Origin of the sequence: Paenibacillus taichungensis, assembly GCF_003287275.1 — a bacterium.
GTDB classification, from domain to species: domain Bacteria; phylum Bacillota; class Bacilli; order Paenibacillales; family Paenibacillaceae; genus Paenibacillus; species Paenibacillus taichungensis_A.
The window spans coordinates 151,891-170,200 of the sequence record NZ_QEVW01000005.1 but is presented as its reverse complement, the minus strand read 5'-3'; the positions used below and the strand labels follow the sequence as shown (position 1 = coordinate 170,200).

The window sequence follows — 18,310 nt, the reverse complement described above, 5'->3', positions numbered from 1 at the left end:
CCAAATTAAAAAAACAACAAAAACCTTCCTGAATAGAAGTGGAGGGTATTTGTTGTTTTTTTTGTCCTTTATCAGTGAAACTGATAAATGCCATAAAATCATCGAAATTGACCCCTACCATAGGGTATGGTAGGTTCAAGAGAGTAGAAATTAATATGATCATTTTAGTAGGAATTAAAATTGACGTAATGCGCGAGGTGGCAAATAGTGGAACTTCAAGTGACAAACAGCCCTTTTAATCAGGAACAGGTTGAGCTGCTCAATCGCCTTATTCCTACATTGAACGACGGACAGAAAACGTGGCTTAGCGGATATCTTACAGCCATTCAGGGATATGCGGCTTTAGCTGCACCTGCTGGTGTAGAACAACAGGTTATATCTTATGCAGGAACTACTCCTGAAAGCGCACCTGCTACGGTGTCCAGGGAAGTTACGGTACTCTTTGGATCACAAACCGGGAACTCCAGTGGACTTTCCAAGAAACTGGCGAAAAAGCTGGAAGAGCAGGGGCTTCAGGTGACCCTGTCGTCAATGGGAGATTTCAAACCGAACGGACTGAAGAAAGTTGAGAATCTTCTCATTATTGTCAGCACCCATGGGGAAGGTGAACCGCCGGATAATGCGATTCCGCTGCATGAATTCCTGCATAGCAAACGGGCTCCGAAGCTCGAGGGATTGCGTTACTCCGTATTGGCACTAGGAGATACTTCGTATGAGTTCTTCTGTAAGACAGGAAAGGATTTTGACATACGTTTGCAGGAACTTGGCGGAACAGCGCTTGTACCACGTGTGGACTGTGATGTTGATTTTGATGAAGCGGCTGCAGAGTGGATGGATGATGTGCTTGCTTCACTCAGCAGTACGCCTTCTGCTGCGGGAGTAGTAACCAGTGAAGCGGTTGGAGCAGCAGTAAGCAGCGGCGATTCCGAGTTCAACCGGACCAATCCATTCAAGGCAGAAGTGCTGGAAAATCTCAACTTGAACGGCAGAGGGTCGGACCGCGAGACACGTCATATCGAATTGTCTCTGGAAGGCTCCAACCTGGATTACGAGCCGGGCGACAGCCTCGGTGTATTCCCTGAGAATCATCCACGTCTGGTCGATGAGCTGATCGCTGCCATGGAATGGAATGCGGATGAGCGAGTTACGGTTAATAAAAGTGGAGACCAGGTTTCTGTACGTGAAGCATTATTGCGTTACTTCGAAATTACTGCTGTCACAAGACCCGTTGTGGAGCAGCTGGCAAAGCTGAGCACGGGTAGCGGCTTACCCGCACTGCTTGCAGATGATTCGGAATTCCGCAAGGTCATGAACAGCTGTGACTTGCTGGATCTGGTACAGGATTATGGGCTTAAAGGTATTCCGGCTGCATCGTTCGTAGCTGTGCTTCGTAAAATCCCGGCACGTCTATATTCGATCGCAAGCAGTTCGAAGTCTTTCCCGGATGAAGTTCATCTTACCGTTCGTTCAGTACGTTACGAATCACGTGGTAGAGAGCGCTATGGTGTATGCTCTATTCATCTCGCTGAACGAGTCGAATTAGGTGATACATTGCCTGTATTCATTCAGCAAAATCCAAACTTCAAACTGCCGGAGAACCCGGATGCTCCAATCATCATGGTTGGACCAGGTACAGGTGTAGCTCCGTTCAGATCCTTCCTTGGAGAGCGTGAAGAGACGGGTGCAGAAGGCAAGTCGTGGCTGTTCTACGGTGATCAGCATTTCTCCACCGATTTCCTCTATCAGACCGAATGGCAGCGCTGGCTCAAGGACGGCGTTCTTACGAAAATGGATGTCGCGTTTTCCCGTGATGCAGAAGAGAAAGTATATGTGCAGCATCGAATGCTGGAACACAGCAAAGAGCTATATCAGTGGCTACAGGAAGGTGCAGTTGTATATATCTGTGGTGACGAGAAACGAATGGCACATGATGTTCATGCTGCACTTGCAACCATTCTTGAACAAGAGGGTGGCCTAACATCTGAACAGGCAGCGGAATATCTGACACGGTTGCAACAGGAAAAACGTTATCAGCGGGATGTGTATTAATTACAGACCATATGCCGTATAAGGCATCCCGGAGATACGAGAGGAGAAAGCAGCATGGCTTATAATAACTTACTTAACCCGCAGCGCACGAACAGCGATGTGGAAGATATAAAGATCAAAAGTGACTACTTGCGCGGAAGTCTGACTGAAACGCTGGCGGATCGGATCAGTGGTGCGATTCCTGAGGACGATAACCGTCTGATGAAACATCACGGCAGTTATATGCAAGACGATCGCGACCTGCGTAATGAGCGGAATAAATCCAAGCTGGAGCCTGCCTACCAATTCATGTTGCGTGTGCGTGCTTCCGGAGGAATTGTTACACCCGAACAGTGGCTGATGATGGATCGTGTAGCGCATAAATATGCGAATGAGACCATTCGTCTGACGACGCGCCAATCATTTCAACTGCATGGTGTGCTCAAATGGGACCTCAAAAATACTATACGTGAAGTAAACGATTCGTTGCTCAGCACCCTTGCTGCATGTGGTGACGTCAACCGGAACGTCATGTGCAACCCGAACCCGGACCAATCGGATATTCATGCTGAAGTATATGAATGGGCATGCCAGGTGAGTAATCACCTGGATCCACGCACTCGTGCATATCACGAGCTGTGGCTGGATGGAGAGAAAATTATTGATTCACAGGACACGGATGAAGAAGTAGAACCGATTTATGGCAAAGTGTATTTGCCGCGTAAATTCAAAATCGGGATTGCTGTTCCACCATCCAATGATGTCGATGTGTTTTCGCAGGATCTCGGATTCATCGCTATTGTAGAGAACGGCAAGCTGCAAGGCTTTAACGTTTCTGTCGGCGGTGGTATGGGGATGTCTCATGGAGATCCGAAGACTTATCCGCAGGTCTCCAAGGTCATTGGTTTCTGTACACCAGAGCAAATGATTGATGTTGCGGAGAAGACGGTTATGATTCAACGTGATTACGGGGATCGTGCAGTGCGTAAACATGCCCGTTTCAAATATACAATCGATGACCGCGGCCTTGCCTGGTTTGTGGAAGAACTGACGAGTCGTCTCGGCTGGAAGCTGGATACGGCGCGCGAGTTCCATTTTGAACATAATGGAGATCGTTACGGTTGGGTGAAAGGCAGCAACGGCAGATGGCACTACACCTTGTTCATTCAAAATGGACGTGTGAAGGATGTGGACGGTTATCCGCTCATGACAGGTCTGCGTGAAATTGCCAAAATCCATACCGGAGATTTCCGTCTGACAGCTAATCAGAATCTCATTATCGGGAACATCAGCAGCCAGAAGAAGAAAAAGATTGAAGCACTGATTGAGCAATACAATCTGACTGATGGTGCTCACTACTCGGCGCTTCGCAGAAGTTCTATGGCTTGTGTGGCACTTCCGACTTGTGGTCTTGCCATGGCGGAATCCGAACGGTATCTGCCTTCCCTGATCGACAAGCTGGAGCCTGTTCTGGACGAAGCGGGGCTGAGAGACGAAGAGATTGTCATTCGTATGACGGGTTGCCCGAACGGCTGTGCAAGACCGATGCTGGCCGAGATCTCGTTTATCGGCAAAGCTCCAGGAAAATACAATATGTATCTCGGCGGAAGTTTTACCGGGCATCGCTTGAACAAATTGTACAAAGAAAATATTGGCGAATCCGAAATTTTGGATACATTGACTCCGATGGTGAATCAGTACGCCAAAGAACGCAATGATGGTGAGCATTTTGGAGATTTTGTCATTCGTGCTGGTTATGTGCCTGAAGTGCTGGATGGTCAGCAGTTTCATGCCTAATTAGATAAATTCGTGAGAGAAGCATTCCCTTGGGAATTGCTTCTTTGACGTTTTTGGATCGGTTCTTTTTGGGATGTCTGAACGTGGCGAGGTGAAATCGACTTGCCTTTTACCATTTTTTCGTGAGTCTAAACTTGTTGAAGTACGCCCAACAAGATATAATGACAAAGTAGAAAGCAGATTATATGTTGAAAGTGAGCGGAAACGATATGGGTCGTAAGTGGAATAATATTAAAGAAAAAAAAGCTTCAAAAGATGCAAATACTAGCCGGGTCTATGCTAAATTCGGCGTTGAGATTTATGTAGCTGCCAAGAAAGGCGAACCGGACCCGGAAGCGAACCGCGCACTGAAAGTCGTGCTGGAACGTGCCAAAACGTATAACGTACCCAAAGCCATTATTGACCGTGCCATGGAAAAGGCAAAAGGCAGCGGGGACGAAAATTATGAAGAGTTGCGTTATGAAGGATTCGGGCCCAATGGTGCCATGGTTATCGTGGATGCGCTCACCAATAATGTGAACCGTACTGCACCGGAAGTGCGCTCTGCATTTAACAAAAACGCGGGTAATATGGGTGTAAGCGGATCTGTTGCTTATATGTTTGATCCTACAGCGGTAATCGGGGTAGAAGGCAAAAACTCCGAGGAAGTACTTGAACTTCTGCTTGAAGCGGATGTGGATGTACGTGATATCGTGGACGAAGACGATGCTGTGATCGTATATGCCGAGCCAGACCAATTCCACGCTGTACAGGAAGCATTCAAAGCTGCGGGTGTTACTGAGTTCACCGTAGCCGAGCTGACGATGCTTGCGCAAAACCACATTGAACTTCCAGAGGACGCACAAGCCCAGTTCGAGAAACTGATCGATGCGCTTGAGGACCTTGAAGATGTGCAGCAAGTGTACCACAACGTAGAGTTCGTTTAAGCGAATTAAGCGAAACGTGGTTCGATTGCCAAAAAGAGTGTCTAGCCAATCAACGGATTGGACAGACACTCTTTTTATTTTCTCCTATGAGTCGGATTGCAATGCACCCGGAGATTTTTTTGATTTTGCCGATTTGCTACCGCCAAACTTGAATAACACAATACCGCCAACGATGACAAGAACGCCAAGAAGCTGGTTCCACGAGAATGGGATCTGCTCCAGTCCAAGCCATCCCATGGAATCAAAAAGCAAGGCGAAACTTAACTGGGATGTAAGTACGATGGAGATAGCAAATGTGGGACCAAGCAGTTTCATCCCCTGAACGAGACAGAAGACAACCCCAACACCGATGGCTCCGCTAAGCCAGTACCAGGGCTGCATATGTTGGAAGCTGAACGTATTTTTTCCCTCCACCACTAGAGAAATCAGAAATGATGCAATAAACCCGGTGAAAAGCACCATCGTTGTCGTGGACCACGAGCCGGTACGTTCATTTACCTTACTATTAAAGATGGTCTGCAGACTGACAAGAGAACCTGCCAGTAACGCAAGCAAAATACCTGTAATGATCATAGGATAGAGATCTCCTTATTCATAGATGTTGTGACCCGACACTTCTGCCAGACCTGCCCGATCTTTGACCATAATAAAGCCCTGATCCCGCATGATTAATCCATCTGCACACAGCTTCTGAATCACCCGATTCAAATGCCGATAACTCGTACCGATCAGATTCGCGATATCTGTCAAATTAAAGGCGTCCAGTTCTTCGTGGACAACAGTCCCCGCTTCTTCAGTAGAGATGGAGAGCAGATAGCTGGCTAATCGAACCTCGACCGGATACATCAGGTTGAAGTTGGAGAGGTTCGAATCAATATAAAACTTGTGAGAAATAATTTTGAGCAAAAATTTCAACAGGGGTGCGTAATCGCTGGCGAGTTCGGCTAACCAATTATAATGAATGCGCAGCATGACCACAGGGGAAACCGCCTGCACGGTGTTCACGATGTCGCTCTCCCGAACGTACTCGACATCACCAACCATTTCAAGCGGTGTTTTGAAACAAAGAACGAGTGTTTTATCCTGTGGAGAGGTCGTGAAAATTTTGACTTTCCCCTCGACCAGCACATATAAATATTCGGACATTTCCCCTTCGCGGCAGATTAATTCGCACTTCTCGAAGTGGCATATCGTCATATGTGGACGCAGGGGCTCGTGAAATACCGATTCGAGTTGATACTGCTTCAAATAGTGCAACAATTGATGCTGATTCTGGAATTCTTCCATAATGTATTTCACCCCCGTCTTTATGTTGACCTGGCTACAGCTTCATAATAATGACGCCCGTAACCATTAATGCTATACCCAGAAATTGCGGTAGTTTCATTTTCTGCTTCACAACACCAAACCATCCGTTACTATCGACCATAAAGGTCAGGAATAGCTGTGCAATCAACAGCGCTGAGATCGTAAAAGTTACCCCAATTTGCTGGATTGCCGTGACTTCACTAAAAATAATTACTGCACCAAACGCGCCTCCCGCCAGGTACATGGGCTTCACTTGCTTCAATCCTTGCAGGTTGATGTCCCGCACGAATACAAGGATCAGAGCTGCCAATATAAACCCGGTGAGTTGTGTAATTGTAGCGGCTTGCCAGGTACCCATGTCCGTACTGATTCGGGTATTGGCAACCCCTTGCAGGGTAATGCATGCACCGCCTAATAGTGCAAAAATAATTCCTCTCATGGTTGTACTCTCCTTGTCGCGTCATTACTTCTTCGATTTCTATTAAATGATATATCCACTCAAAAAGCCAAGGACAAATGTCCTCAGCTCAGAAGTTATAGCATTTAGAGTACAATAAACCCTTCGTAAAATCCAGACAGGACCCAGGATGGCACGTGATTCTGAAAATCACAATACTTGAAACACCGGTTGCTCACCAACATAATGAACTGACAATTCCGGGAAACCAGCAGCCAATCTTTCAGACAAAAGTTTCATCCCGGAGGCCTCACTTTCGGCATGGCCGATCATGAGAAGAGCTTTTTGTTTTCCTTGCTGCACAGCATCACGTATGTACTCTGGTGTCTCCCATTCGAATCCTTCACCTGCGATAATCAAATCCAGCTCTTCTTGCTGAAGAAGGGGAATGGTCAGATTGCCGTTGCCTCGAAAACCGACCAGGATCGCTGCACGTCTGCATATCATCTTTGGATCACCAGCTAGGCGTACATATTCGCTTCCAAGCGAATGTTTAATATGTTCCGCAATAAGCTGAACTGTCATACCTTCCGGAAAGGACAGAATATCAGCTTCTGGTCTTCTCTGCTCCACAGAAGATGACCACCCCAGTGCCTGAACCAATCCTTCCGTAATGCCATCAGGCTGAAAGCGATGAATGGCATCATGACAGCGATAGATTGCAATTTTGCCGTTCTCAATCAGCTTTCTCTTGGTTTCATAGACTGGATCATCAGCCAGCCAGTCGGTGTGACTATGATGGTTATAGAAGGGAGGCTCATGAGCGATAATCAGATTAGCCCCACGTTGTATAGCATGCTCAATCACATGTTGTGTAGGCATAAAAGTTACAAAAACGCCTGTGACCGTTTGGTGGGGAGAACCCGTTATCAGTTGATCCACGGTGGTTTCTGGAAGTTCAACTTCGGCGGTTAGGTGATCTATTATGTGTTGGATGGTTATATTCATATACTTCATACCTCCAAGAACAGGATATGCACAGTTTATCATGTTGATGGATGAACAGCATCATAGATATGGACTTTTTCCTGTTGAAAGAAAAGAAGGGCGGACAGCTGTGGAATCGATGATAGGTAGCTGGTTAATATAACAACGAACAGTCGTATTCAAAATGTAACGATGCTGGATTCATATAGTTTTCTCCTACAAGAAAAAGTATACTTACATAGAGTCTTTATCTAGATGAAATGGGTTATCCATTCAAACCTACACTAACATTTAGTTAAGTATAAGTCTTAATTCTGATGAAGAGATCCGACATAGAAGGGCGATGATTACATGACAGCCAGTACCATTATGGAACGTCTGAAGAGTGAGACAGCTCATTATCACAGACAAGTGGAACAGAACGAGTATGCCAAGGCGATTATGAATCAAACCGTTAGCTTGGGAGAGTATAAGAAATATCTGGAGAAATTTTACGGGTTCCTGAAACCATTGGAAAATCAAGCTGTACAGCAGCCTTTCTGGAGCAGTACAGGACTGGATATCGGGATTAGAGGAAAAGCGAACTTGCTTGAAAATGACCTGCGAAATCTCGGCGCCAGTGAAGAGGAAATCAGCCAGGTTCCTTTATGTAAGGATCTTCCTGATATCTCGACACCTGCAAGGTTGTTCGGTTATTTATACGTCATTGAAGGATCTACGAACGGAGGTCAGATCATGACCAAACGTTTGTCACAGTTCCTGCCGATTGATGCAGATCGGGGGCTGGAATATTTTAATGCCTATGGTACGGAAACCAGAACGAGATGGGCGGAGTTCACAGAACTACTGCGTCAATCCATCACGGAGGAAGAAGATCACGACATCATGGTGCACACGGCCTCGGAAACGTTCCGATTACTTGATCAATGGATCAATACAAATACAAATACAGATCAGTTGTAAGTTGAGAATAAGAGTTATCACATCATGAGAGGGGATTTTTCAGGCTATGCCCGAATCGAAGTCCAAGAAAGAAAATAATTTGCTTAACCGTACATTGCTCAATCAGGGTACGTACACCAATGATCCAATTGATCTAAACAATTGCGACAAAGAACCTATTCATATCCCCGGCTTCATTCAACCTCATGGTGTGCTCTTGGCTGTGAGCACCAACAATATACCGACTATTGTACAATGCAGCCAAAATACGGAGGAACATCTCGGTCTTTCTACGCAAGAGGTGCTGGGCCTTCCACTCGAACATCTGATTGGCAAGGATAATATAAGGCAGGTACTGGCACGCACCTTCAGTGCATCTGTAACATCAGACCTGCAATATATGGATCTTACGATTAACATATCTGGAAATGCTCAGGTCTTCACAACAGTCATTCATGAGAGTGAAGGCCTGTTAATTTTGGAAATGGAACCTTCCTATGAAAATGGAGATATGGAAGGTAATGATTTTGAGTGGATTTCCAGCTTCTTCAGCCGACTTAAAAGTACTGATAATCGGGTCGAGGCGAGTCAGATTGCTGCCGAGCAAGTGAAAGAAATGCTAGGTTATGATCGGGTCATGATCTATGAATTTGACGAACAATGGAATGGGAAGGTCATCGCTGAAGCGCGTGAGGAAGAGCTTGAACCTTTTCTCGGACACCATTACCCGGCGTCTGATATTCCCAAACAGGCACGGGAATTGTATCTGCGCAATTGGTTGCGCACCATCGTGAACGTGAATTATACACCTGTCGAGATCGTTCCCTTGCTTCAACCTTTGACCGGCAAACCGCTTAATTTGAGCTTGTCGGTTCTGCGCAGTGTATCCCCTCTGCACATTGAGTATTTGCAGAACATGGGTGTTGGTGCAACCGTAACCATCTCTCTGATCCATGACAACCAGCTGTGGGGCCTGATTACATGTCATCACTATTCAGCCAGATATATACCCCATCGTGTTCGTAACTTGTGTAACTTCCTGGGTTCCTTCTTCTCAAGTGAACTGTTTCAACGTCAGCAGCTGGATGAATATCAGGCTGAGATCAGGTCACGTGAAGCGGCTACCCAAATTGCTAATATTTTTATTGGGAATACAAGTCCAGCGAGGATTATTGAAGAATTGCAGGGCGAAGAGCAGACCTTACTGAGTCTTATGGATGCTTCGGGAGCTGCGATCTGTTATCAGGACAAGCTGCTATTATATGGCGATACGCCGACACGGGAGCAAGTACGCGAATTGGCAGCATGGCTGGCGGGCAAATCGGAAGATTACAGTTATCATACTTCCAAGCTGAGTTTGGAGTATGATCCTGCCCAAGCTTACAAGGAAAAAGCATCGGGTATTGTTTATGTTGCCATATCCCCTGGGCAGCATCATTACATCATCTGGTTCCGCCCTGAGGTGGTTCAGCTTGTGGATTGGGCAGGTGATCCAGCAAAGGCGGTGATCAAAACCGATGATGGCATGCGTTTGTCTCCACGAAAATCCTTCGAGAAATGGAGAGAGGTCGTACAATCCACCTCTTATCCTTGGACAACGAAGGAGCTGAATGTGCTGCCATTGCTCAAAAGCATCGTACGCCGTCAGACAGAGAACCAACTGGTTCAGGCAGAGGAGCAGGCTTTGCAGAACGCACGTATTTTGCGGCAAAATGAACAGCGTTACTTGCAGTTGATGGAGTTTTCACCGGTTGCCTTTTTTACGTTGACGGATGGATTCATCATTTATTGCAATAACAAGGCAGCTGAACTGCTTGGTTATGAAAGTTCCAAAGCTCTCATCGGCAAGGATTTCAGGGGATTTGTGCCTGACAAGACGAGAACGATTTTGCAGCAAAATCTGGAGGAACTGAATCTCAACAATACGCGTTTGTTTACCAACCAGGCATACTTCATCACAGCAACTGGCATGTCCTTACTGCTTGAGATTACACTGGCTTCTGTTACACATGCTGGCAAACCATCTGTGATGGTTCTTCTTAACAGTGGGACATCTCATCCTGATCAGGAACATTATACGGAGACAACAAGTCAACTCCAGAACTATCTCAACACAGATCCGTTAACAGACATGCCGCTTCAGACCATATTCCAATCCCAGCTTCAGGATGATTGGAATGAATGTTTGCAAGAGAAATGCAGTTTGGGACTGTTTATTATAGATATCGATGATTTCCGTTCATATAATGCATCTTATGGACTTCAAGGTGGCGATCTGTGCCTGCAGTGGATTGGAGAAGTGCTGACGGTGGTCAGTGAACAGAATGATGGCGTCATCTCCCGCCTTCGGGGAGGAACCTTCATGTTGAAACTGAAGAATGCAACATCGGAACGTTCAGCGGAGCTTGCCGAAGAAATCAGACAACATGTGCTTGCACTTCAAATTCAGAGGGATCTGTCCAGTCCAAGTGAAGTGGTCACGGTTAGCGTTGGCGGTTCGGTAATGGTTCCTGAAGAGACGCTGATGGTGTCGAATCTGATTGAAAAAGCCAGCCTGGCCCTTGCTCAAGCCAAGAGTGACGGGAAAAATCGTGCTATCATGGTATGATATAAGGTTGTACTAACCTTGCTGTAAAGGATGAAGCAAAATGGTATAGTGGGAAGGCATTTAAACTGGATATCAGTTTGAATGTCTTTCTTTTTTCTGTTAATAAGGAAACTATTATTTTCATCACCGCAGGCCCAGGACAAGTGTTATAATGAACAATATGGATACACTTGTTCGTATTCACACGTGGAGGACGGTGAAACGGAATTCAATGAAAGAGGATTCAAGACAACTGGAGTTTATAGAGATAGATCTGTGCGAAGAACCCATAACAGCGGCAGTCCCGGTTCCTGATCGTTCAACGATTGTCCGTGCTGATTTTGATATAAAATTACCTGGTGGCATATTGTCTTCGGAGAAAAGGTTTGTAGAGGAAGCAAGGCAACTCATTGAAGTGGAAGGGGAGCAGGCTCCCTGGGTTCCTTTTATGAGTTATTGGCCGACCTATGGTGTAATGAACGAACCCCAGCGCAAGTGGTATATGTATTGGAGGACTGAAGTCCGGCAAGGCCGTTTCCCTGACACGGATCTGTCCTATCTGTTTGTGCATATTTATGAGCTGATTAACGGAATTGGTTGGCAGGAACCACAGGCAGGCTACGAGCAATTAAAACAACTATGGATGAACTATCGTGAACGGCTTCCGCAGTTGGATATGTACATGCAGGAATGGATTATTGATTATGATCTCGTACATGAGTTGAACATGTCATTATCCGAGATAGTGGAGCTTTCGAGTGGTTTTTTGCCACCGGAGATTCTGGATATGGAGTTGCAACGGCTCTTGAGCAGCAATATATCGGAAATCTCGCTGAAGTTGTTACAAAGATATTATGACTACGACATTACGCTCAGCAAATTTTACAGGGATGGCGGCATGAAGGTTCTGGAACAGTACATTCCCCGAGTCATGGTTTTGTTGGATTCTTATCTGCTGCGTACACGCAAGGTCGGCATATTGGATCAGTTTGAGCTAAATCATGAGAGAGTTATCGAACGTACGCTGTTTCGAAAAGCCGTATATGATGAATCCATTTATGGAAAATCGGTTCGAATAACATATGTTCCGATTGGAGAGCATGCAGATTTTATTCAGTTTGTAACTCGAGTTTTTCGATGCACGGAAAATAAATGCCGTGAACTGCTCGGTTTCAGAGGGCGACTTCGTGGAAAGACCCTTGAACCAGAGCTAGCAAACGTGATTGAACGTTACCTGGACAAGGCCTTTGCAGTCGAGAAAGTACCAGTAGTGGAGCAACCGATAGTCCGAATTGATGCGGGGAAACTTGCATCGCTGCAACAGGAAAGCGAATATGTGCGCAGAGCACTCATGATCGAGGAAAATCATATCACCGAAGATGAAGATGCGAACAATGTGAATAGCCAAGCGCCTATGGCCATTCATTATTCAACGGATGAAGCTGAAAGAGCTGAGGAGTCTAACCAATCGGAGGTTGGCTTTGAGGGAGCGCTTGAAACTGACGGAGTCCAAGAAAACGGGAATAACGAGCCAATATCATTACAATGGGAGGCGGATTTTTCTGCTGACTTGGATGAAGAGTGGTTACAGTTCTCTGAAATGCTATCTCCGCAGCATGTACAGGCAATTTATGCCTTGCTTGGTGTCAAACCGGATACGGAGCTGATGCGGGTGGCTGAGCAATATGGAACGATGCCTGCACTCCTGTTGGATGAAATTAATGATGTGGCCATGGAAACGATTGGTGACCTTCTCATTGATGGTGATCGTATAGTTTCGGATTATATGAATGTGTTTGAACATGTGAAGAGGTGATTGGGCAGTGGCAGAACTTAAAATACCGAAGCGGCTGACTACCGCACTAGTGAATTCGTTGACCGCGGGCGTTGTGCCACGAATCGGACTGGAGCAGATTGCAGTTGGTCGGAAGTCTGAAGTGGACGCGATTTTGCGAGATATGGACAATATTGCAGAAGGCGGGGCAGCGTTTAAGCTTATTACAGGGAGGTATGGGAGCGGGAAAAGTTTTCTGTTGCAGATGATTCGGAACTATGCGATGGATCGGGAATTTGTGGTGGCGGACGGTGACTTGTCACCTGAGCGCAGACTGGTGGGAACCAAAGGTCAGGGGCTCGCAACCTATCGTGAGCTGATGACTCGTCTGTCTACTCGTACACGACCAGATGGCGGTGCACTGGAACCGATTTTGCAGAAGTGGATCGCTGGTCTTCAGCAGCAAGCGATGCAAAGTCAGGGATTGCGCCCGGATGATCCGGCTCTTCCTGCCGAAGTCGAGAAGCAGATCTATGCGGTGACAAACGAAATGCAGAATTTGGTGCATGGATTCGATTTTGCCAAGGTGTTGGCTTCGTACTGGAACGGCTATAAATTGGAGGATGATGACCGAAAACAGGCGGCGCTGCGCTGGTTGAGAGGGGAATTCGCAACCAAGACGGAAGCCAAGAAAGAGCTGGCTGTCGGCGTCATCATTGATGATGATAACTGGTATGACTACTTCAAATTATGGTCCGAATTTACGGCACGGATCGGTTACAAAGGACTGCTGTTGTTCATAGATGAAGCGGTGAATCTGTACAAAATTACAAACAGTATATCCCGGCAAAGCAACTACGAGAAGTTGCTTACCATGTTCAATGATACGATGCAGGGCAAAGCAGAACACCTCGGCATTTTTGTGGGCGGTACACCACAATTCGTGGAGGATGAAAGACGCGGACTATTCAGTTATGAAGCACTTCGCTCCAGACTCATCGATGGGCGCTATGCAGCAAGAGAATACGCGAATTATACCGGACCGATCTTGAAACTTCCAATGTTGTCCCATGAAGAGATTTTGATTCTTTTGCAGAAGCTGCGTCAGATTCATGCTCTGCATTTTGGATATACTGCAAGTCTAACGGATGAGGATCTAGTTGATTTTATGCAAACAGCGGTCAACCGGCTCGGCGCGGATGAATTACTGACCACACGTGAAGTGGTGCGGGACTTCATGGATGTGTTGCATACGCTCCATCAGAATCCCGAAGTAACCTATGCTCAATTGCTTGGTGAGCGAGCAGTAAAACCGCAGGAAGCAGGGAAAGGAATGGATTCATCATCTGCTGATGATCTGGATGATTTTCTGGCGGAGTTTGAATTATGAGTGAGAACCCTTTCTATCGACTGGCTCCTTTTGTACAGGAATTTATTTATAAAAAACGATGGGAATCCCTTCGGCCTGCACAGATTGAAGCGTGCAACATTTGTTTTCATACCGCGCATCATATGCTGATTGCAGCAGGCACTGCCTCCGGCAAGACGGAGGCGGCTTTTTTTCCAGCACTAACCGAGCTGCATGAACGGCCCTCCAAATCCGTGGGGATCTTGTACATCGGGCCGCTTAAGGCACTGATTAATGACCAATTCGAGCGACTAAAGGACTTGTTGTCCGAGGGGAATATTCCGGTATGGCACTGGCATGGAGATGTGCCCCAGGCAGAGAAAACACGACTCATGCGAAGCCCCTCCGGTGTGCTTCAGATTACGCCTGAATCACTGGAAGGTCTGCTGATGAATCGTCCCAATGCCATTCCGGCATTATTTCATGATCTGCGGTATGTCATTATAGACGAGGTTCATGCATTCATGGGAGCGGATCGTGGCATTCAGGTGTTGAGCGAGCTGGCGCGAATTGAACGTATGGCTGGATGTAAACCGAGAAGAGTGGGGTTATCTGCGACATTAAGTGATTATGATGCGGCTACAGCCTGGCTCGCTGCTGGAACTAACCAGGGGGTGGATGTGGTTTCTTCCCCGGGTGGACGCAAGCTACGTCTAAGGGTGGAGCATTTTTCGTTCCCGGATGCACGGGATGAAGAGCAGGCAGAACATCTGCATAATGCACGTAAAGCCTATTACGACTTCATCTATGAGAGTACACATCGCAAAAAAGCTTTGATATTCACCAATAGTCGGACGGATGCAGAAGTCACTATACTTGAGATGCGGCGTGTCGCCGCACGGAGACAGGAGCGGGATGTATTCCATGTTCATCATGGGAGCATATCCGCGATGCTGAGAGAAGAGACCGAAGCCGCCTTACGAACCGGATCAGGGCCAGCAGTAGCTGCGGCTACCGTAACGTTGGAACTGGGGATTGACCTGGGTGAACTGGAGCGGGTTGTACAGCTTGGAGCACCTTATAGTGCATCGAGTTTTGTTCAGCGCCTTGGAAGGTCAGGCAGGCGTGAGGATATGGCTTCCGAGATGCTATTTGTATGTCCGGAAGAAGAGGATGAGGAAGCTCAATTGCCTGCTCGAATGCCATGGACACTCATGCGAGCGATTGCTGTTATTGAACTGTATGTAAAGAGCAAGTGGGTTGAACCACTTGAGGCCCGTAAGATGCCGATGGGGGTGCTCTACCATCAGACGATGAGCATGCTGAAAAGCATGGGGGAGGCTGAACCCAAAGAATTGGCTGAGGCTATACTTTCGCTCGCACCATTCGCGCAGATTCGTGCAGATCAATATCAGCTTTTTCTGAATTATCTGATTGAGACCGATCATCTGCAGTGGACTGAAGATCGAACGTTAATCATTGGGCTTACGGGTGAGAAAACCGTGAATAACTATCGCTTTTACGCGGTGTTCAAAGATGATGAAGAGCACAAAGTGCTGAACGGTTCCGAGGAGATCGGGTCGATTACAACCGTGCCGCCACCTGGATACTGTTTCTCTCTTGCCGGGAAACTGTGGAAAGTGGAAGAGGTCGATCATAAGCATAAATCTGTGTATGTGAAGGCGGCCAAAGGTAAAGTGGATACGTTGTGGCTGGGTGCGGGTGGGGACATTCACACGTCGGTTGTCCAGAAAATGCGTGAAGTACTTTCAGACACGGTGATATATCCCTACCTGTCACCGCAAGCGGTAAATCGATTGGAACGCGCCCGTCGACTTGCTCGTGAAAGTGGTTTACTGAAGCAGGTTGTCATTCCAGCTGGAGGAGATTCCTTGTATGTATTACCTTGGGTGGGAAGCAAATCTTTCCGCACACTGGAGCGTTTGATGAAGCAAAATTTGTCTGACAAGCTCGCCTTGCGATCTGTTGTACCTATGGAGCCATATTATTTTGTCGTGTCAGGCAAAGTGGATGGTCGTACACTTTTGGCCGAGATCATGAGTGAATGTCGATCAGCAAAAGACGCATCTACGTTGCTTTCAGAAGATGAAGCGCCGTATCTTGGTAAATATGATGAATTCGTGGCTCCTCCATTGATCCGAGAGGCATTTGCAGTGGACGGATTGGATTTAAATGGTCTCAAAGAAGGATTGCAGCAAACGTTAACATGGGATTCTTCATCTGTGAAATGACGTAATGACGCATGTTCTTTACCTTAAATTTGAATTAAAAAAATTTAAATTGTGAATCAGGGTTGACACCACCTCACCTCCCATGTAATATATGAAAAGTCGTCACACACGAATCGCAAACAAAACAAGTGCATATTTCATTTCGTATAACCTCGCAGGCCGAAAGTGTACACAGGGCGAGGGTCTCTACGGGAAGCCTATACTTCCTAACTACGATGCCAGGGAATCATTGTATTCCTTGCTCGTAGTTAGGATTTTTGCATTTGGATGGTGTCTGTGACCTTGGCATGGATCAAACATGCGGACGCATTTTTCGATCATCAGGAGGTTTATCTACAATGAAATATTATCTGTCCGTTCTCGCAGGAGCGATGAGCTATGGCATATTATCCACAATTGTGGTTCTGGCTTACGGCGAAGGGTACAAACTTGGAGAGGTCGTGGGCACACAGCTGATCACGGGCTTCATCCTGTCCTGGATGCTGGCATTATATTCGAAGTTTAGAATGAAACGGAAGTCACAGGCAGATGGAAAACCATCAGCGGCCGTGGCAAAAGCGCTTCAGAAATTAACGTGGAAGCAGCGTTTGCTGTTGATGGCTGCAGGGACGCCGACGGTTATTACCGGTCTTGTCTATTATCAGTCTTTGCGGTATATTCCCGCGTCACTGGCCATTATTCTTTTGTTCCAATTTACGTGGATTAGCGTATTGATTCAGGCCGTGAGCAAACGTCAGCGTCCTGACAAAGTAACATTCCTAACTTTGATTATCCTGTTTGGCGGCACATTGCTGGCAGCTGGTTTTCTGGAACAAGGACTCGGAGAGTTTAACGGCTTGGGTATAGCGCTTGGCTTGATGGCAGCTGTAAGTTACTCCTTGTTTGTGCTGTTTAGTGGTAAAGCCGTTCCAACAGCACATCCGGCTTTTCGCAGTGCCTGGATGGTTACCGGGGGTCTGGTCTTGCTGTGCATTCTGTTCCCACCGACATTCCTGTTTAACGGGTTGATTTGGAGTCAACTTCTTGTTTTCGGATTGTTGCTTGGTTTCTTCGGAGCTTTTATCCCACCAGTACTGTTCGCAGTAGGTGTGCCTCATATTGGTGGCGACATGGCCGGAATTCTTGGTGCGGTTGAGCTCCCAATCGCTGTCCTGCTCTCATCCATTGTGCTTCACGAGCATGTGAGCGCATTGCAATGGATCGGGGTTATCATAGTGCTGATTGGTGTAGCGCTGCCAGAGATCTATAAGTTACGGATGAGACGAAGCCGAAATACACCTATATATTCCTGATTGGTGAATAGATAGAACGATATTGACAATAGCTATAGCTGAAAGAGTCTGAGTGATTCAGGCTCTTTTTTGATGAATATATTTATTTGGCTAAGTAACATACCGTTGATATGGCCCATTCGAGTCATTTTCAATTTCAACCGGATGGGGTATGCTGAAGAAGAGTATCGATAGAATGGGAACATAGACAGAGGAGCGTTGAGATGAAAAGCTGGATTAGCAAAACCTGGCCTTGGCTTACGCTGGGAATTACTGTAGTTGTGCTGCTTGGATCTTTTATGGTGTATTTTATGGGCAAGGACATGTCCCCAGGCTCAGGAAGTGCCGTGACGGCCAAAGCCGAGACTCCGGAGGACTTGAAGGGATATGAAGTTGTTGATGTTAATGTAAGTAACGACGGCTTTGAACCTAATGTTATTGAAGTTAAAGCCGGGGTTCCAACCAAAATTAACTTTATCCTTACTCGTAAGGTTACGCATGTTAAATCGGTAGCGGCTGACAAGCTGGGCATGGATCTTTACATGCAAAAAGGAAACAACTACTACACTGTAGACAAGGATGTCCAACCTGGTGAATATGAAATTCACTGCGGTATGTACATGATCTACGGAACAATTAAGGTCATATAGTGGACAGGAGCAAAGATTCTTCATTTGAATCTTTGCTCCTCTT

At 46.5% G+C, this 18,310-nt stretch carries 14 protein-coding genes; 10 read left to right on the top strand and 4 right to left on the bottom strand.

Translation table 11 applies throughout. The features are described from left to right. Positions 1-207: 207 nt before the first annotated feature. From DC345_RS05940 to DC345_RS05930, 3 genes are all read left to right on the top strand, one after another. Positions 208-2,049, top strand: coding sequence for an assimilatory sulfite reductase (NADPH) flavoprotein subunit (locus DC345_RS05940; protein ID WP_113052321.1), 1,842 nt, complete (start codon positions 208-210; stop codon positions 2,047-2,049). 54 nt (positions 2,050-2,103) lie between these two features. Beyond that, positions 2,104-3,825, top strand: coding sequence for an assimilatory sulfite reductase (NADPH) hemoprotein subunit (gene cysI / locus DC345_RS05935; RefSeq protein WP_113052320.1), 1,722 nt, complete (start codon positions 2,104-2,106; stop codon positions 3,823-3,825). Positions 3,826-4,034: 209 nt separating this feature from the next. Beyond that, positions 4,035-4,751 (top strand): YebC/PmpR family DNA-binding transcriptional regulator, encoded by a 717-nt coding sequence (locus tag DC345_RS05930; protein WP_064640900.1) that lies wholly within the window; start codon positions 4,035-4,037, stop codon positions 4,749-4,751. 84 nt (positions 4,752-4,835) lie between these two features. On the opposite strand, the gene DC345_RS05925 is transcribed toward DC345_RS05930, so the two are convergent. The 4 genes from DC345_RS05925 to DC345_RS05910 all read right to left on the bottom strand — a co-directional run bounded on the left by DC345_RS05925 (position 4,836) and on the right by DC345_RS05910 (position 7,464). Beyond that, complete coding sequence (locus tag DC345_RS05925; RefSeq protein ID WP_063563626.1) at positions 4,836-5,321, bottom strand: DMT family transporter; 486 nt, start codon at positions 5,319-5,321, stop codon at positions 4,836-4,838. 18 nt (positions 5,322-5,339) lie between these two features. Next, a complete protein-coding gene (locus DC345_RS05920) occupies positions 5,340-6,038 on the bottom strand; it encodes a Crp/Fnr family transcriptional regulator (protein ID WP_113052319.1) in 699 nt (232 codons plus the stop codon). A 34-nt stretch (positions 6,039-6,072) separates the two neighbouring features. Beyond that, positions 6,073-6,498: a DMT family transporter gene (locus tag DC345_RS05915; RefSeq protein ID WP_113052318.1), complete on the bottom strand. Its 426-nt coding sequence runs from the start codon at positions 6,496-6,498 to the stop codon at positions 6,073-6,075. Positions 6,499-6,666: 168 nt separating this feature from the next. After that, positions 6,667-7,464: a Nif3-like dinuclear metal center hexameric protein gene (locus tag DC345_RS05910; RefSeq protein WP_113052317.1), complete on the bottom strand. Its 798-nt coding sequence runs from the start codon at positions 7,462-7,464 to the stop codon at positions 6,667-6,669. A gap of 330 nt (positions 7,465-7,794) precedes the next feature. Here DC345_RS05910 and DC345_RS05905 point away from each other — a divergent pair, with 330 nt between their 5' ends. The 7 genes from DC345_RS05905 to DC345_RS05875 all read left to right on the top strand — a co-directional run bounded on the left by DC345_RS05905 (position 7,795) and on the right by DC345_RS05875 (position 18,267). Further along, positions 7,795-8,406 carry a biliverdin-producing heme oxygenase gene (locus DC345_RS05905; protein WP_113052316.1) on the top strand — a complete coding sequence of 204 codons (612 nt, stop codon included), beginning with the start codon at positions 7,795-7,797 and terminating at the stop codon, positions 8,404-8,406. Positions 8,407-8,452: 46 nt separating this feature from the next. Next, on the top strand, positions 8,453-10,993 hold the full coding sequence (locus DC345_RS05900; RefSeq protein WP_113052315.1) for a diguanylate cyclase domain-containing protein: 2,541 nt from the start codon (positions 8,453-8,455) through the stop codon (positions 10,991-10,993). Positions 10,994-11,144: 151 nt separating this feature from the next. Continuing rightward, positions 11,145-12,788 (top strand): TerB N-terminal domain-containing protein, encoded by a 1,644-nt coding sequence (locus DC345_RS05895; RefSeq protein WP_113052314.1) that lies wholly within the window; start codon positions 11,145-11,147, stop codon positions 12,786-12,788. Between the two features lie 7 nt (positions 12,789-12,795). Next, positions 12,796-14,136: an ATP-binding protein gene (locus DC345_RS05890; protein ID WP_113052313.1), complete on the top strand. Its 1,341-nt coding sequence runs from the start codon at positions 12,796-12,798 to the stop codon at positions 14,134-14,136. Beyond that, positions 14,133-16,346 carry a DEAD/DEAH box helicase gene (locus DC345_RS05885; protein ID WP_113052312.1) on the top strand — a complete coding sequence of 738 codons (2,214 nt, stop codon included), beginning with the start codon at positions 14,133-14,135 and terminating at the stop codon, positions 16,344-16,346. The genes DC345_RS05890 and DC345_RS05885 overlap by 4 nt, the downstream gene beginning before the upstream one ends. Positions 16,347-16,684: 338 nt before the next feature. Further along, positions 16,685-17,638: an EamA family transporter gene (locus tag DC345_RS05880; protein WP_090897067.1), complete on the top strand. Its 954-nt coding sequence runs from the start codon at positions 16,685-16,687 to the stop codon at positions 17,636-17,638. Positions 17,639-17,841: 203 nt separating this feature from the next. Continuing rightward, positions 17,842-18,267 carry a cupredoxin domain-containing protein gene (locus DC345_RS05875; protein ID WP_113052311.1) on the top strand — a complete coding sequence of 142 codons (426 nt, stop codon included), beginning with the start codon at positions 17,842-17,844 and terminating at the stop codon, positions 18,265-18,267. Positions 18,268-18,310: the final 43 nt, after the last annotated feature.

Excerpts from the sequence above, each read along its gene's own strand:
- DC345_RS05920 (WP_113052319.1), bottom strand. The coding sequence starts at position 6,038 with ATGGAAGAATTCCAGAATCAGCATCAATTGTTGCACTATTTGAAGCAG.
- DC345_RS05895 (WP_113052314.1), top strand. The coding sequence starts at position 11,145 with ATGAACAATATGGATACACTTGTTCGTATTCACACGTGGAGGACGGTG.
- DC345_RS05885 (WP_113052312.1), top strand. The coding sequence starts at position 14,133 with ATGAGTGAGAACCCTTTCTATCGACTGGCTCCTTTTGTACAGGAATTT.
- DC345_RS05910 (WP_113052317.1), bottom strand. The coding sequence starts at position 7,464 with ATGAATATAACCATCCAACACATAATAGATCACCTAACCGCCGAAGTT.
- DC345_RS05930 (WP_064640900.1), top strand. The coding sequence starts at position 4,035 with ATGGGTCGTAAGTGGAATAATATTAAAGAAAAAAAAGCTTCAAAAGAT.
- DC345_RS05880 (WP_090897067.1), top strand. The coding sequence starts at position 16,685 with ATGAAATATTATCTGTCCGTTCTCGCAGGAGCGATGAGCTATGGCATA.
- DC345_RS05900 (WP_113052315.1), top strand. The coding sequence starts at position 8,453 with ATGCCCGAATCGAAGTCCAAGAAAGAAAATAATTTGCTTAACCGTACA.
- DC345_RS05905 (WP_113052316.1), top strand. The coding sequence starts at position 7,795 with ATGACAGCCAGTACCATTATGGAACGTCTGAAGAGTGAGACAGCTCAT.
- cysI (WP_113052320.1), top strand. The coding sequence starts at position 2,104 with ATGGCTTATAATAACTTACTTAACCCGCAGCGCACGAACAGCGATGTG.
- DC345_RS05915 (WP_113052318.1), bottom strand. The coding sequence starts at position 6,498 with ATGAGAGGAATTATTTTTGCACTATTAGGCGGTGCATGCATTACCCTG.
- DC345_RS05875 (WP_113052311.1), top strand. The coding sequence starts at position 17,842 with ATGAAAAGCTGGATTAGCAAAACCTGGCCTTGGCTTACGCTGGGAATT.